This is a genomic window from Brevundimonas sp., assembly GCF_046293315.1.
GTDB lineage: Bacteria > Pseudomonadota > Alphaproteobacteria > Caulobacterales > Caulobacteraceae > Brevundimonas.
In genome coordinates this window covers 90,229-105,258 of record NZ_JBKBPF010000003.1, presented here as the reverse complement: position 1 = coordinate 105,258, position 15,030 = coordinate 90,229, and the positions used below count along the sequence as shown (strand labels likewise).

The 15,030-nt window shown below is 69.3% G+C and carries 12 protein-coding genes; 7 read left to right on the top strand and 5 right to left on the bottom strand.

The window, feature by feature from the left end; all coding sequences use genetic code 11:
• Position 1: 1 nt before the first annotated feature.
• Entirely contained in the window at positions 2-1,696 is a 1,695-nt protein-coding gene (locus ACK4SE_RS03630; protein WP_409688881.1) for a flagellar hook-length control protein FliK, read from the bottom strand.
• A gap of 381 nt (positions 1,697-2,077) precedes the next feature.
• On the opposite strand from ACK4SE_RS03630, the gene flgK reads away from it, so the two are divergent.
• Both flgK and ACK4SE_RS03620 read left to right on the top strand, forming a co-directional pair.
• Positions 2,078-4,195, top strand: coding sequence for a flagellar hook-associated protein FlgK (gene flgK, locus ACK4SE_RS03625; protein ID WP_409688879.1), 2,118 nt, complete (start codon positions 2,078-2,080; stop codon positions 4,193-4,195).
• Positions 4,192-5,121, top strand: coding sequence for a flagellin (locus ACK4SE_RS03620; protein ID WP_409688877.1), 930 nt, complete (start codon positions 4,192-4,194; stop codon positions 5,119-5,121). The genes flgK and ACK4SE_RS03620 overlap by 4 nt, the downstream gene beginning before the upstream one ends.
• On the opposite strand, the gene ACK4SE_RS03615 is transcribed toward ACK4SE_RS03620, so the two are convergent.
• From ACK4SE_RS03615 to ACK4SE_RS03605, 3 genes are all read right to left on the bottom strand, one after another.
• Complete coding sequence (locus ACK4SE_RS03615; protein ID WP_409689150.1) at positions 5,118-6,164, bottom strand: ABC transporter ATP-binding protein; 1,047 nt, start codon at positions 6,162-6,164, stop codon at positions 5,118-5,120. The two genes, ACK4SE_RS03620 and ACK4SE_RS03615, sit on opposite strands and share 4 nt — an antisense overlap.
• 19 nt (positions 6,165-6,183) lie before the next feature.
• Positions 6,184-7,674 (bottom strand): ABC transporter permease, encoded by a 1,491-nt coding sequence (locus ACK4SE_RS03610; RefSeq protein WP_409688875.1) that lies wholly within the window; start codon positions 7,672-7,674, stop codon positions 6,184-6,186.
• A 140-nt stretch (positions 7,675-7,814) separates the two neighbouring features.
• Positions 7,815-8,858: an extracellular solute-binding protein gene (locus ACK4SE_RS03605; RefSeq protein ID WP_409688873.1), complete on the bottom strand. Its 1,044-nt coding sequence runs from the start codon at positions 8,856-8,858 to the stop codon at positions 7,815-7,817.
• Positions 8,859-9,025: 167 nt separating this feature from the next.
• Here ACK4SE_RS03605 and ACK4SE_RS03600 point away from each other — a divergent pair, with 167 nt between their 5' ends.
• The 4 genes from ACK4SE_RS03600 to ACK4SE_RS03585 are packed head-to-tail and all read left to right on the top strand — an operon-like array spanning position 9,026 to position 12,532.
• Entirely contained in the window at positions 9,026-10,138 is a 1,113-nt protein-coding gene (locus tag ACK4SE_RS03600; RefSeq protein WP_409688871.1) for an MlaE family ABC transporter permease, read from the top strand.
• The gene (locus ACK4SE_RS03595) at positions 10,135-10,935 is read left to right on the top strand and encodes an ABC transporter ATP-binding protein (protein WP_409688869.1); all 801 of its coding nucleotides are present in this window, start codon (positions 10,135-10,137) and stop codon (positions 10,933-10,935) included. Before ACK4SE_RS03600 ends, ACK4SE_RS03595 begins: the two co-directional genes overlap by 4 nt.
• 2 nt (positions 10,936-10,937) lie before the next feature.
• A complete protein-coding gene (locus tag ACK4SE_RS03590) occupies positions 10,938-11,876 on the top strand; it encodes an MlaD family protein (protein WP_409688867.1) in 939 nt (312 codons plus the stop codon).
• Complete coding sequence (locus tag ACK4SE_RS03585; RefSeq protein ID WP_409688865.1) at positions 11,873-12,532, top strand: ABC-type transport auxiliary lipoprotein family protein; 660 nt, start codon at positions 11,873-11,875, stop codon at positions 12,530-12,532. Before ACK4SE_RS03590 ends, ACK4SE_RS03585 begins: the two co-directional genes overlap by 4 nt.
• Here the strand turns inward: ACK4SE_RS03585 and ACK4SE_RS03580 are convergent.
• Positions 12,529-14,313: an acyl-CoA dehydrogenase gene (locus ACK4SE_RS03580; protein WP_409688863.1), complete on the bottom strand. Its 1,785-nt coding sequence runs from the start codon at positions 14,311-14,313 to the stop codon at positions 12,529-12,531. The two genes, ACK4SE_RS03585 and ACK4SE_RS03580, sit on opposite strands and share 4 nt — an antisense overlap.
• A 159-nt stretch (positions 14,314-14,472) precedes the next feature.
• Here ACK4SE_RS03580 and ACK4SE_RS03575 point away from each other — a divergent pair, with 159 nt between their 5' ends.
• Entirely contained in the window at positions 14,473-15,021 is a 549-nt protein-coding gene (locus ACK4SE_RS03575; protein ID WP_409688861.1) for a cytochrome b, read from the top strand.
• The last annotated feature ends 9 nt before the right edge of the window (positions 15,022-15,030 follow it).

Genomic DNA, 15,030 nt, shown 5'->3' with positions numbered 1-15,030 from the left:
GTCAGACTTTCATGTCCACGCCCTCGGGCGTGAGAGCCAGGGCCGCCCATCGGGACGGCGGGGGAGGTGCAGGAGCGTCGTCGATCAGCTGTCCGGCCCCGGCGAAGGCGCGGCCGGGCCGACGGTCAAAGGGATTGTCAGCGCCGTGGTCCCGGGGGGCCTCGCGGTCCGTAAATTCCAGGGCGTCCTCGCTCATCCGGAAGCCGGACGCCTCCAGCTGACGGCGAAGATCGTCCACCCGGCCGCGCAGCTCGGCGGCCGCAGCTGGATTGTCGAAGGCCAGACGGGCAGACAACTGGCCGTCGGAGTCGATCTCCATGCTGACGTCCACACGGCCCAGACCCTCGGGGGTGAGCGCCATCTCGAAGCGGGTGGAACGGCCCTCCAGGCGGCGCACGATCTGGGCAGCCATCAGGGCCGTGGTCTCGATGGTGGCGCGTGACAGGCCCGTGGGCAGGCCGTCACGGGCCGAGAGGGGCGTGGACGCGACGGTGTCCAGGGTGCGGGCAGCCTCGCCTTCACCCTGCGGCAGGGCGGCGTCCACGGGGGGCGGCGCAACCTCGATCTTGGTCGGGCCCGGCTGTCCAGCCTGGGCCTGAGCCATGTTCAGGCCGCCCGGCTGGAGGATGGCGGAGAACGCCGACGGAATCTGGGCGCTGGCTGCGGGGCGCGCGGCGTCTGCCGTTTCCGAGGCTGTGGCCAGAAGCGGGTTCATGAACGGCTCGCGGCGATCGCTGCGTCGCCCGGTGTCGTCCGGGACATCCCGCTGGGCCTGCATCATCCGCCCCGCTTCGCCCGGAGCAACAGCGCCGCCGCCTCGCACCGCCGCCTGCATCGCCTCAACGGCGCCGGACGAGGGCTTTTGCAAAGCCGGCGTTTCCGTCGTCTCCGCAGTCATCACCGTCCCGGACGCCGCCGGTTGCCCCGCGGGCTCATCAGGCACGGCGGGGCTGGACGCGGGGACGAGAGGCGGCGCCCCGGAGGGGGGGGCGCCGAAGGCGGAGCCTGCGGGCGTCGTGGCGGACGGGCCAGCGGCGGACGTCGCGGGCGCTCCGCCCTGACGGGTCAAGGGCCCGGTCGCCGACGCCGCGTTCAGCCCGGCGTCAGGGTCCGCAGACGCCAACGCGGGCGTGGCGGCCGCAGCAGAGAAGGACGGGGCATTCTGACCGTTTGCCGGGGGCGCAGGAGCGGCGTTGGCCGTGGCGGTCGACGGGGCGGTCGCCGGGTCCAGAACCGGTGCGCCTGTCTGCGCCGCCGCCGCGGGGGCGGCTCCATTCGCATGCACAGGCGAAGCCGCCGACTTGTGGCCGTCGTCGCCGGCCTCGGCTCCCATGTCGTCCCCGGGTGCGGGAAGGTCCCCGGCAGGCGCTTCGGCGGGCGTCTGGCCAGAGTTCAGCAACTGCCCCTGGATCGCAAGCAAGGGCCCTGCGGCGACATCCGTGCTTGTCGGCGTGGGCGCGAAGGGCGGCGAAGGCACACCGAAGACCTGCGGCTCGCCCTCGGGGCCATCCGTCGTCGTGTCGGCCCCGGGGTCGAGACCCGCCTGCGGGCCCGACTTTGCAGTGGCCGGCGTTTGCAGGGCCAGAAAGCCTGCGAAGACCTCCGCCGCGTCCGCATTGGCCGCCGCAGGCGCGCCGATCCCACCGCCATTTGAGGCGGGGGCGGACAGGACCGTGAGAAGATCAAGCGCGGACATGGCGCGGGGGAGCCTTGCGAACAGGGGGATGGGGCGGCGCCTGCTGCGCCCGGTGCTTCATCATGGGTCAAGCAACCCCCGCGCCAGTCAGAGGATGACAGTCAGCCGATTGATTACGTGGAATAAATTCAGTCTCGTCAAAGGACGGCTCGCAGCGCAAGGGGTGTTTTTTGCCGCGCTGGCGGCCGGTTTTTGCCCGGCGTCACGTCGCGCGCCCGTTTGGCCCGCCATTTGCGCCGTGGGGGACGCGGACTTACGGCCGCACACAGAGACCATCATGAATATCAATGACTTGAGCAAATCGATCTGCGGACTCGCCGGGCAAAAATCGCCACGGCGCCAGCAGGCTTTGCCGGGTCGTCAGCCGGAAGGCGTACGCACATGTCCCTGAACATGATCATGAACACCGCAACCTCGGGCATGATGACCGCCCAGGGGCAGTTGCGGGTGATTTCGGACAACGTCGCCAACGTCAACACGCCCGGTTACGTGCGCAAGATCGGCGAGCAGCAGGCGATGACCACCCAGGGTGTGGGGGCGGGCGTCGAGCTGACGCGGGTGCGCCTGGCAACAGACCGCTTCCTGCAGGCCGCCAGCTTCAACGCCGGGGCCGAAGCGGCGCGCCAGGGCGTGCGCTATGAACTCTACGACCGCATCCAGTCCCTGTTCGGCAATCCCAGCGGCGGGACCGACTTCTTCAGCCAGGTCGAGACGATGTTCTCGGCCTTCGCCGTGGCGGCGGAGGACCCCGTCTCATCGCCGCGCCGGCAGGAGGCCCTTTTCCGCGCCCAGACCCTGTTCGACGAAGCGGCCCGGATCCAGACGCAGATTCAGGCCGTGCGGGAGGACGCAGACGGTCGGCTGAAGAGTGCGGTGGATGGCGCCAACATGCTGCTGGAGCAGATCGAGGCCCTCAACATCGAGATCTCGCGCGCCACCGTGACCGGCTCCGACGCCTCCGGGGCCGAAAGCGCCCAGGCCCGGCTGATCGGCGAACTGTCCCAGATCATGGACGTGCGGGTTTCGGCGCGCACTCAGGGCGGTGTGACGGTACGCACCAACGCGGGGGTCATGCTGGCCGGCGATGGTCACGCCACCCTGGAGTACCAGCGCGCAGGCACGGTCAATTCCGAGAGCGCCTTCTCCGACGTCTGGGTCACCGAGCCGCGCGGCACCAAACGGGCTCTGGCGGAAAGCATCACCTCGGGCGAGATCAAGGGCCTGCTGGAACTGCGCAATGTGGAGGCGCCGGCCGCGGCCGAGCGGCTGGCCGAGCTGGTCACCCGCGTCGCCGACGAACTGAACCGCGCCCACAACGCCAACAGCGCGGTGCCGGCCTCGTCCACCCTGACCGGACGCAATGTGGGACAGTCGTTCGAGAACGCCATCGCCGGCTTCACCGGGACTACCAATATCGCCGTGGTCAATCCGCAGGGTGTGGTGCAGGCCCAGGTGGAGATCGTCTTCTCGGGTGGGGCCATGACCGTCAACGGCACGGCCGCTACCCCGGCCACCTTCTTGGCGGTGCTGAACGCAGAGCTGGGCGGCCAGGCGACGGCCACCTTCGCCAACGGCGTGTTGAGTCTGAGCACGGGCGGGGCGAACGGCGTCGTCATCGCGGACGACCCGGACGATCCGACCAGCAAGACCGGGCGCGGCTTCTCGCACTTCTTCGGCCTGAACGACCTGGTCTCCACCGACCGCATGGCGCTGTACGAGACCGGCCTGACCGGACTGTCGGCCCATGGCTTCACGCCGGGCGAGACCATCAAGTTCCGCTTCACGGGCGACACGGGCGCGCGCTTGCGCGACATCGAGGTGACCATTCCGCCGGGGGGCGCCGTGGACGACCTGCTGGCCACCATGAATGACCCCAGCACCGGGCTGGGCTACTATGGAACCTTCGCCCTGGACGGGTCGGGCGCCCTGACCTTCACCCCAAGCAGAATGCCTGCTCCCCAGTTGTCGGTTCTGGAGGACCGGACAACCCAGGTCCCGTCGGGCGTGTCCCTGACGGAGCTCTTCGGCATCGGCGGCGGAGTCAGGTCGTCGCGGGCCGACGGCTTCTCGATCCGGGCCGACATCGATGCGAACCCATCGCGCCTTGCCCTTGCCCAACTGGACCTCAACGCTGCACCGGGAACCCAGGCTCTCTCGTCGGGCGACGGTCGCGGCGCCCTGCTGCTGGCCGACGCGGGACAGCGGGCGGCGGCCTTTCAGGCGGCGGGCGGCGCCCAGGGCGGGGCCATATCGATCTCCCGTTACGCCTCTGAAATGGCGGGCGACATCGGGGCGCGGGCGTCCATCGCCAAGGATCGCCGGGACGCCGCGACGACGCTGCACCAGGAAGCCAGATCGCGCCAGATGTCCGAGGAGGGCGTGAACATGGACGAGGAACTGGTCCTGCTGACCACCTATCAACAGGCCTTTAACGCGTCGGCGCGAATGATCCAGGCGGCCAGCGACATGTACGACACCCTGATTGGAATGCTGCGATGAACCGTGTCTCGACAATGGGCAACTACCAGAGCGCCCTGCTCAACCTGATGTCGGCCCAGTCGCGTGGGCTGGAGGCCCAGAAGCGCATCTCCACCGAGAAGGTGGCGGACGATTTTGCCGGCTATGGCCGAGGCGCGGAGACCCTCACCGCCCTGAAGTCCGCGCAGAGCCGCATCCAGGGCTTCATCGAAACCGGCAAGGCGGTGGCGGGCCGCATGACGACCCAGGCCCTGGCGTTCGACCGCATCGCCGAGGGGGCGAGCGGCGCGCGCCAGGCGATCGCGGAGGGGCTGGCGGCCGGACGCGTGGACGGGCTGATGCAGGAGCTTCAGTCCTACTTCCAGATCGCCCAGGAAGGGCTCAACGCCAAGCACCAGGGCCGCCAGCTATTCGCGGGCGGCGACACCGAGACGCCGCCGGTGACGGTTTCCACCCTGGCGGATCTGGCGGCGGCGCCGAGCGTGGCCTCGGTGTTCGTCAACGACCGGTTGGCGACGGTGTCCAGGCTGGACGAGAACGCAACCCTTCAGACCGGCTTTCTGGCCGACGACGTGGGGAGCGAACTGTTCCAGATCTTTCGCGATATTCAGGAGTACCACACGGGCCCCAACGGGCCGATCGACGGCCTGCTGAACGACGACACGCGCGATTTCCTGACCACCCAGCTGGGCCGGTTCCGGGACGCCCACAGCAACATCACGGATGTGGCGGCGCGCTCCGGCTCGATGCAGGCGCGGGTGGACTCGCTGCTGACGTCTCACGACAATCAGCAACTGGCGCTGCAGGAACTGATCGGGGGTCGGACCGACGCCAACATGGCCCAGGCCGTCACCGACCTGCAGATGTCGCAGATTTCGATCCAGGCCTCGGCCCAGGTGATCAGCCAGCTTCAGTCCACGTCGCTGCTCAACCTGCTCAGGCTTTAGGCGGCGAAGACCCGCGCCCGGTCCGCGTCGATCATCACGGACACGTCTTCCCCGACGGCCGGGACTCCGCCATGCAGGCGCAGGCGCGCCGTCTGGCCGCCGGCGATCACGGTGACTTCGTGGAAGCCGCCGCCGAAAGCCACCGACCCGATCTGGGCGCGGGCGCCCTCCAGCCACAGGCGCAGGCCCTCCGGCCGAACCATGACGGTTCCCGCACCGTCGGGCAGGCCCGGCGCAGGCACGTCGCCGAAAACCGTCTCGGCGACCCCGCCCGCAATGCGCGCGGGCAGGGCGTTGGCTTCGCCGAGAAGGCGCGCCGCCGCCATGCTGACGGGGTTCAGATAGCAGTCTCGCGGGTCGCCGACCTGCAGGATGCGGCCCTCGCTCATCAAGGCCAGATCGTCGGCCATGAGCAGGGCTTCCTCGGCGTCATGGGTCACGATCAGAACCGCCGCGCCCGCCGCGCGCAGGGCCGACAGCAGGGTCTGGCGCACCTCGGCCTTGAGATGGCTGTCCAGTCCCGAGAACGGCTCGTCCAGAAGTACGGCGGCGGGCTCGCGGGCCAGGGCGCGGGCCAGGGCCACCCGCTGCTGCTCTCCCCCCGACAGCATGTGCGGCCAGGCGTCGGCGCGGGCGGCCAGCCTGACCTTCTCCAGCAGGGCCAGGGCGCGCGCCTCGCGCGACTTGCGCGGCAGATGCCTCAGGCCGAACGCGACATTGGCCAGCACGCTCAGATGCGGGAACAGGGCGTAGTCCTGAAACACCAGCCCCACGCCGCGCTGTTCGGGCGGCACATGGACGCCGGGGCCGGACACCCTCTGGCCGCCGGCCGTGATCTCTCCTTCGTCCGCAGGCTCCAGCCCTGCGATCAGGCGCAGCAAGGTGGACTTGCCGCAGCCCGAGGGGCCCAACAGGCAAGTGATGCGGCCCGGCCGCAGATCGAGGTCTGCGGCCTGCACCGCCGTCTTGGCCCCATAGCGCCGGGAGACGCCGCGCGCGGAAACGGCGGGCTGGGCGAGGGTGGAACTGGCGGTCACAGGCATGTCCAAGGGGCGGATCCGATCAGGCAGGGGCGCCGGGGCGCGAAGCGGCGACCTTTCGCGTCAGCCATACCACCGCCGGCAGGGCCATGAGAACGATGATCAGGGATGGCCAGCCCGCCTGGGGCAGGCGCTCGTCTAGGGCGTAGTTGCTCGCCAGCACCGCCAGGGTGTCGAAATTGAACGGCCGCAGGATCAGGGTCGCGGGCAGCTCTTTCAGGACGTCGATGAACACCACGAGCGCCGCGGTCAGCAGCGAGCCCCAGGCGACGGGCAGTTGCACCGCACGGGCGGCGCCGCCCTCGGTGCGCCCCAGATTGCGCGCGGCCCAGATCATGTTGGGCGTCACCCGCGACAGGCCCGCGTCGATGGGCTCCAGCGCCGCCGCCATCAGCCGCGCGGCATAGGCGTAGATCAACAGCGCCAGCCCCATGCCGAAGCCCGAGGCCGCGCCGGGGAAGGTCTGCCAGACGAAAGCGGCCGGGACCAGAAGGCCGATGGCCATGACTGCGCCCGGCGTGGCGTAGCCGAGGCTGGCGATCCTCGCGGCGAGGGGCATGCTGCGGGCGCCGAGCGCGAGGGCGGTGGCGAGGCCGACGGTGACCACGGCCCCGGCGGCGCCCATGGTCAGGGTGTGCAAGGCCGCCCGCCCGATACGGGGCCACTCGGGCGTGACATCCAGCGACGACCACGCCAGCCAGCTGGCGGGCAGCAGCAGGCCGAAGGTCAGAAGCGCCAGACAGAACAGGGTGGCGACCCATGCCTTGACGCCGCTCAGGGTCGTGGTTGGCAACGGTCGCCAGCGGGCGCTGGGGCTCTCGAACCCGCGTCCGCGCCGGCCCCAGCGCTCCAGCCACATCAACAGCGCTGCGGCCCCCAGCAGCGGCAGGGCGAACTGGGCCGCGCTGGCTGTGGAGCCATAGACCGACCAGGCTCGCACCACGCCGGTGGTCAGGGTCTGGACCGCCAGAAACTGCACCGCGCCGTAGTCGGCCAGGGTCTCCATCACCGCCAGGGCGACGCCGGCCGCCAGCGCCGGACGAGCCAGCGGCAGGGCGGCGCGCAGGAACGCCTGACGCGGGGTGCAGCCGAGGGTTCGGGCGGCCTCCAGCGCATGCACCGACTGGTTCACGAAGGCCGCGCGCATGGCCAGATAGACGTACGGGTAGAAGGCGCAGCTGAGGATGAAGGCCGCGCCGTAAAGGGTGCGCATCTCGAGCGGCATGTCGAAACCCAGCGTCGGCCGCATCCACATGCGCAGCGGGCCGGCCACGTCGAACAGATCCGCATAGGCGTAAGCCACCGCGAAGGCCGGCGCCGCCAGCGGCAGGGCCAGGGCCCAGGCGAACAGGTTGCGGCCGGGAAACCGGTGCATCACCACCAGCCAAGCGGCGATGGAGCCTGTCACGCCCGTCAGCACCGCCACCATCACCGCCAGAGCCGCCGAGGTCAGGGCGTACCGCGTCAGGTCGCGGGCGGCGATATCGGCCGTTTCCCCTGACAGGGCGGCCATCACCACCCCGATCAGCGGCAGGATCGCCGTGAGCGCCGCGAGCAGGGCCAGCAGGCGCAGCGGGCTGAGCCGGAAAGGCGAAAACCCGCCCCGTCTTGCGACGGGGCGGGCGGTGTCGGCCGTCGGTGCGGCGACGGGGCTTATCGCCAGCCCGCCGCGCTGATCAGGCTTTGCGCTTCCGCCTGGCGCGGGCCGTAGGCGGACACGGGCATCGGGTGCGCCTCAAAGTCCGCATAGGCGTCCACCGGGGCGGGCGCCGGCACGTTCGGGCTGGCCGGGAACTCGTTGTTGTACTGCGACACGAGGGTCTGGGAGGGGGCGGAGGCCAGGAATTCCAGCAGGCGCACGGCATTGTCGCGGTTGGGCGCATTGGCCGCCACCCCGCCGCCGGACACGTTCACATGGCTGCCCTGGCCGTCCAGGCTGGGGAAGGCCAGCTTGACGGTCTCGGTGATCGCCCGGTCCCCCGCGTCATCGCCGCTGGCCAGCCGGATATAGTAGTAGCTGTTGGTCAGGGCCACGTCGCAGACCCCCGCTGCGATGGCGCGGATCTGGTCGCGATCGCCGCCTTCGGGCTGGCGCGCCATGTTGGCCACGATGCCCTCGACCCATTCGCGGGTCCGTTCCACGCCCCAGGCCTCGATCAGGGCGCCCACGAGGGACAGGTTGTAGACGTTGTCGCCGGACCGGACGCACAGCCGTCCCCGGAAGCGGGGCGAGGCCAGCTGTTCGTAGGTCGCCACCTCTTCAGGACGAACCCGGGCGGAATCGTAGGCCACGACGCGGGCCCGGCGGGAGAAGCCGAACCACTCGCCGCCCGGCGCGCGCAGGTTCTCGGGGATGGCGTCGTTCAGGGTTTCCGAATTGGCGGCCTGGAACAGGCCTGCGTTCTGGGCCCGCCACAGGGCGCCCGCGTCGGCGGTGACGAACACGTCGGCGGGGCTGTTGGCGCCCTCGCTCTGCATGCGGGCGATCAACTGGTCGGCGTTGCCCTCGATGCGGTTGACGCGGATGCCCGTCTCTTCGGTGAAGCGGTCGTACAGCGCCAGGTCCGCATCATAATGGCGCGCGGTGTAGAGGTTCACTTCGCCGGAGCCGCTCTCTGCAGCCTGATTGTTCTGGCCGCAGGCGGCCAGGGCGGCGGCGCCGGCGACGGCGGCGATCAGGGACAGGCGAAGACGCATGGGGAACTCCTCGTTCGGTTCGCCGTGGTCCTAGCGGCATTGAGAATAAATCGCAAGAACGCGGGGGGCTTGTTCTTCTGTGACTGAACGGAAACAGCTTGCGATACGTTAGGGCCAAACGCGGCACAGCCATTAGGCGACGCGCGGGGGCGAGGTATGATGCGCGCATGAAGGCTGCGGAATTCCAGATTGATTCGGGCGCGAAGGGCGCGGTCCTGCGCCTGTCCGGCGACTGGACCACAACGGGCCTGCGCCGCACCCCCGAGAAGCTGAACCGCGCCCTGGACGGGGTGCACGTGGACCAGCTGGACATCGGCGAGCTGGATGGCTTCGACACCGCCGGCGCCCTTGTTCTGGTTCAGGCCACCGCCAAGGCCTTGCCCGCCTCGGCCTGGAAAAGCCGGCCCGAAGCCGGGCGTATCTACGCCCTGGTCGAAAAGCTGGAGCGCGGCACCGCCGCCCCGCCCCAGCGACCCGACGCCATCACCCGCATCTTCGCCAGGATCGGCCACGGCTTTTACGATGTGATGGCCGAGATGATGCTCAGCATGGTCTTCCTGGGCCAGTTGATCCTGGCCGTCGGCAGCGCCCTGATGCATCCGGGCCGCATCCGCTGGCCCGCCTGGGTCAGCCATGTGGAGCGCGCGGGGCTGGACGCCATCCCCATCGTCATCGCCACCAACTTCTTCATCGGGGCCGTGATCGCTTTCATCGGGGCGGACCTGCTGCAGCAGTTCGGGGCCCAGGTCTTTGCGGTCGAGCTGATCGGCATTTCCGTCTTTCGCGAATTCGCGGTGGTGATCACCGCCGTGCTGCTGGCGGGCCGGTCATCCTCCGCCTTCGCCGCCGAGATCGGCTCCATGAAGATGAACCAGGAAATCGACGCCATGCGGGTGATGGGCGTCGACCCGTTCCAGGCCCTGGTGATCCCGCGTCTGGCGGCGCTTCTGATCATGCTGCCCCTGCTGACTTTCATCGCGGTGATCGCGGGCATGTTCGGCGGCCTGCTGGTCGCCTGGGCGCAGCTGGGTCTGGGCCCCTCCTTCTTCATCCAGCGCATCGAACAGAACGTCGGCATCGAGCATCTCTGGGTGGGGCTGTCCAAGGCGCCGGTCTTCGCCATCGTGGTGGCGGCCATCGGCTGCCGTCAGGGCATGGCGGTGTCCGGCGACGTGGAGTCCCTCGGCCGCCGGGTCACGGCCGCGGTGGTCCAGGCCATCTTCGCCATCATCTTCCTGGACGCCGTGTTCGCCCTGGTCTTCCTGGAGATGGGCGTATGACCGAGCGCGCCGAGCCCGTTATCGAGGTCGAGGGCATGGTCACCGCCTTCGGCGACCTCGTGATCCATCAGGATCTGGACCTGACGCTGGAACGCGGAGAAGTCCTGGGCGTGGTGGGGGGCTCGGGCACCGGCAAGACCGTGCTGCTGAACTCCATCCTGGGCCTGAAGAAGCCGGACGGTGGCCGCGTGCGCCTGTTCGGCACGGATGTCGCCGAAATGTCGAGGGCGGAGCACGCCGACGCCGAGCGTCGCTCGGGCGTGCTGTTCCAGCAGGGCGCCCTGTTCTCGGCGCTCACCGTGATCGAGAACGTCTCGTCACCCATGATCGAGCACACCAGGCTGTCGCGGGACACGATCCGCGAGCTGGCCGAGCTGAAGATCGCGATGGTGGGGCTGGGGCCGGAAAGCCATCACCTGAAGCCGGCCGAGTTGTCCGGCGGCATGCGCAAGCGCGCCGGTCTGGCCCGCGCCCTGGCGCTGGACCCCGAGCTTCTGTTTCTGGACGAACCGACGGCGGGGCTTGATCCCATCGGCGCCGCGGCCTTCGACACGCTGATCCGCACCCTGTCGGACGACCTGCACCTGAGCATCTTCATGATCACCCACGATCTCGATAGCCTGTATGCGGTATGCGACAAGGTCGCGGTGCTGGCTGACAAAAAGGTGGTGGTGAAGGCGCCGGTTCAGGATCTGGAGCGTTCCGATCATCCGTGGATCAAGGAATACTTCCTCGGCCCGCGCGGCAGGGCCGCCAAGGCCAGCACGACAGACAAACCCGACAGGAGCGCGGGATAACCATGGAAAGAGACGCCCATTACGCCGCCGTCGGCATGGCCACCGTCGCGATCGTCGCGGCGCTGGCGGTGTTCGTCATCTGGCTGGCCCGGTTCCAGTTCGCCAATGAGTATGACGTCTATGACATCGTGTTCTACGGACCGGTGCGCGGCCTTCAGGAGGGCGGAGAGGTCCACTTCAACGGTATTCGCGTCGGCGAGGTGTCGGATCTGAACCTGGACCCCAACCAGCCGGATCAGGTGGTGGCCCGCGTCCGCCTGGACGGCGGCACGCCCATCCGCGTCAGCTCGCGCGCCCAGCTTGAGCCCCAGGGCATCACCGGCCTGAACTACATCCAGGTCACGGCCGGGGACGCGGAAAGCGCGCTGCTGAAGTCCCAGTACGACGACGACGTCATTCCCGTGATCCAGAGCCAGCCCAGCCCCATCGCCGAGCTGCTGCAGGGCGGCGGGACCGTGCTGGCCGAGGCGGTGGACGCGCTCAATCGCATCAACAGGGTGCTCTCGGACGACAATATCCGCTCGTTCTCCACCAGTCTGAACAATGTGGAGCAGGTCACCACCGAGCTGGAAGCCCGGCGCGGCATGCTGCGCGAACTGGAAGAGGCGCTGGCGGGCGCCAACCGCGCTATCGGCGAGTACGAAGCCCTCGGGGCCAGCGCCCGACAGCTCGTGGAAGGCGACGGGGCCCGCGCCATCGCCAGCATCGAGCGCGCCGCCGCCCAGGCCGAGCAGGCCATGGGCACCCTGAACGACACGACCGAGGGCCTGCAGGGGCCGGTCAGCGACTTCGCCACCAACGGCCTGCCGCGCTTCGCCAACGCCATCCAGAGCCTGGAGGAGGCGGCAGAATCGCTGGATCGCCTGGTGAACGATGTCCGCTCCAGCCCGCGCGACTTCATCGGCCGTCCGGAATCCATCGAACTCGAGGTCGAACAATGAGCCGAGCCCTCATTCTGAAACGTCTGGTCGTGGTCGCCGCGGTAGCGGGCCTGACGGGCGGTTGCGCCCTGCTGTCCACGCCCGATCCGGTCCAGATGTACCGCTTCGGGTCTTCCGAGACCTCCATGCAAGCGGCCCCGCCCGCGCCGGCGGGCGCGCTGCGCCCGGTCTCCATGCGCCGCATCCAGTTTTCCGAAGCTGCGCGCGGCGACCGCATTCTGGCGATCACGGGGACACAGGCCGCCTATGTGTCGGGCGCGCGCTGGGTCAGCCCGGCTGACGAATTGTTCACAGAGGCCCTCGTCGGCGCCTTTTCGGACCAGAGCCGAAACACCCGCCTGATCGGTCCGCGCGAGTTCACACGGTCGACCCTGTCCCTGGACATTGACGTGCGGTCGTTCGAGGCGCGCTACGCCTACGAAGGCGCCGTGCCCGTGGCCCACATCACGGCCCGTGCGCGCATTCTGGCGTTCCCCGACCGGGACGTAGTGGACGAACGCGTGTTCACCGTGGCTCTTCCGGCGGCGGACAACCGGGTTTCAGCCATCGTCGCCGCCTTCGACACCGCGACCGCCGATCTCAGCGCCCAGATCGTCGAGTGGACGGACGCCGCGGCGGTCAATGCGCCTGTGCCGGACAGTCCCTTCGGAGGCTAGGCGCCCAGCGCTTCCGGCGTCATGCGCTGCAGTAGATCACCGCCCTGGCCCACGGCCGCCAGTCGGCTGGACGCGTGGCCAAGCACATTGGCGGCATAGACCTCGTAAAGAATGATCTTGCCGTTCAGCCACGCGGGATCGCCTTCTCCGGCGTCCAGCCGCGCTTTGGCGGCGAGTGCGCCCCTTGCCAGCATCCAGCCGCCGATGACGTCGCCCATCAGGCGCAGATAGGCGTCCGCCGCCGCCAGCACATCGGCGGCGGCCTCGGGGTCGGCCTTGCGGTCGATCAGCCACAGGGTCGCGTCTTCCACCGCCTGGATGGCGGCGGTGAACCGCTCGACGGGCTTGCCTTCAAGAATCCCGTGAAGGGCGAGCAGGGTTTCGCGCATGTCGGCGATCACCGCGCGGGCCGCCTCGCCTCCGTCCATGGACAGCTTGCGGCCCACCAGATCCATGGCCTGGACCCCGTTGGTCCCCTCATAGATCGGGGCGATGCGGGCGTCGCGGTAGTGCTGGGCCGCGCCGGTGTCCTCGATGAAGCCCATGCCCCCGTGGACCTGCACGCCCGTGGAGGCGACCTCGACCCCCATGTCGGTGGACCAGGCCTTGGCGATGGGGGTGAACAGATCCTCGCGCGCCTTCCACTGGCGGCGCTCTTCCTCGGTCCCGGCGTGGCGGGCCAGATCCGCGGCGACGCCGGTGGACAGACAGATGCCGCGCGCCGCCTCGATCCGGGCCTTCATGACAGACAGCATGCGGCGCACGTCGGGATGGTCGAAGATCGGGGCGTTGTTTTCACCCGTCCAGACGCTGCGTCCCTGACGGCGGTCCAGGGCATAGGCCAGGGCGGCCTGATACGCGCGCTCGGCGATGCCGACGCCCTCGACCCCGACGGCCAGCCGCGCGGCGTTCATCATGGTGAACATGTGCGACAGGCCCTGATTGGGCTGGCCCACCAGCTCGGCGGTGGCGCCCTCATAGCTCATGACGCAGGTGGGCGAGGCGTGGATGCCCAGCTTGTGCTCTATGCCCACGGGGCGGAAGCCGTTGCGCTCGCCCAGCGAGCCGTCGTCCTTGAGCAGATATTTGGAGGCCAGGAACAGGCTGATGCCCTTGGGCCCGGCGGGGGCGCCCGGCAGGCGGGCCAGCACCAGATGCACGATGTTGTCGGTGGCGTCGTGGTCGCCCCAGGTGATGTAGATCTTCTGGCCGTTCAGGGCGTAGGTCCCGTCGCCGTTGGGCGTGGCGGTGGCGGTCAGGGCGCCCAGGTCTGTGCCCGCCTGGGGCTCCGTCAGCACCATGGCCCCGGTCCATTCGCCAGACACCAGCTTGCCCAGATAGGTCGTCTTCTGGGCGTCGGTGCCGTGTTCCTGCAGCGCCTCGATGGCCGCCTGCGACAGCATGGGGCACAGGCCGAAGGCCATGTTGGCCGCGTGGACCGTCTCGAAGGCCGCCAGTTCCAGCGCCTTGGGCAGGCCCTGACCACCATGGGCCGGGTCTGCGGCCAGCCCGGTCCACCCACCGGCCGCGAACTGGCGATAGGCGTCGGCGAAGCCGGGCGCGGCGGTGACCGATCCGTTGGCGTAGATCGAGCCCTTCTGGTCGCCGACCCGGTTCAGGGGCGCCAGCACCTGCTCCGAGAACTGGCCCGCGGCGTCCAGCACAGCGCTCATCAGGTCAGCGTCATAGTCGGGAAAGGCGCCGGTGGCGGCGACCTGGTCGATGCCGGCGACGGCCTCGAGGGCGAAGGCCAGGTCACGAACGGGGGCGCGGAAGGTCATGGGGCGTTCCTGAAGCGGTGCGTTTTCTTTCGCCTCTGATTGGGCGATGCGCGCCCCATACGCAAGATCACCCAGGGTCAAGCCGGTGAGCAGGCAACGCACATCTTGGCGAACGGCGCAGGTCGGGTCACTGTAGCCGTCACGATTCAGGAGGGACCGATGATCCAGACCCGCAGCCGCTATTCCGCCGTGTCCATGGCCCTGCACTGGGTCATCGCCGCGCTGGTGATCGGTCAGGTGCTGCTGATCTCGGCGGCGGATCAGGAAGGGCCGAACCGGGCCCTGTGGATCGCCACCCACAAGGCCAACGGCATGTCGATCCTGCTGCTGACGCTGTTCCGGCTCGGCTGGCGGTGGAAGCATCCGGCGATCCCGCTGCCTGAAGGGACGCCGCGCTGGCAGAGGCTGGCGGCGCGCACCACCCATATCCTGTTCTATGTGGTGCTGCTGGCGATGCCCCTGACCGGCTGGCTGGCCTCCTCGGCTGCGGGCCGGGCGTTCGACTGGTACGGCCTGTTCAACTGGCCCCTGCTGCCGGTGGGCGGCGGGCGCGAGACGGCCGGGCTGATGATGGCCATTCACGGCGCGGTGGTGAAGTCGCTCTACATCCTCATCGCCCTGCACATCGCCGGCGCGCTGAAGCACTACTTCATCGACAAGGACAATGTGCTGCAGCGCATGCTGCCCTTCCTGCGCCAGAGGGCGTAAGCTGGCGGG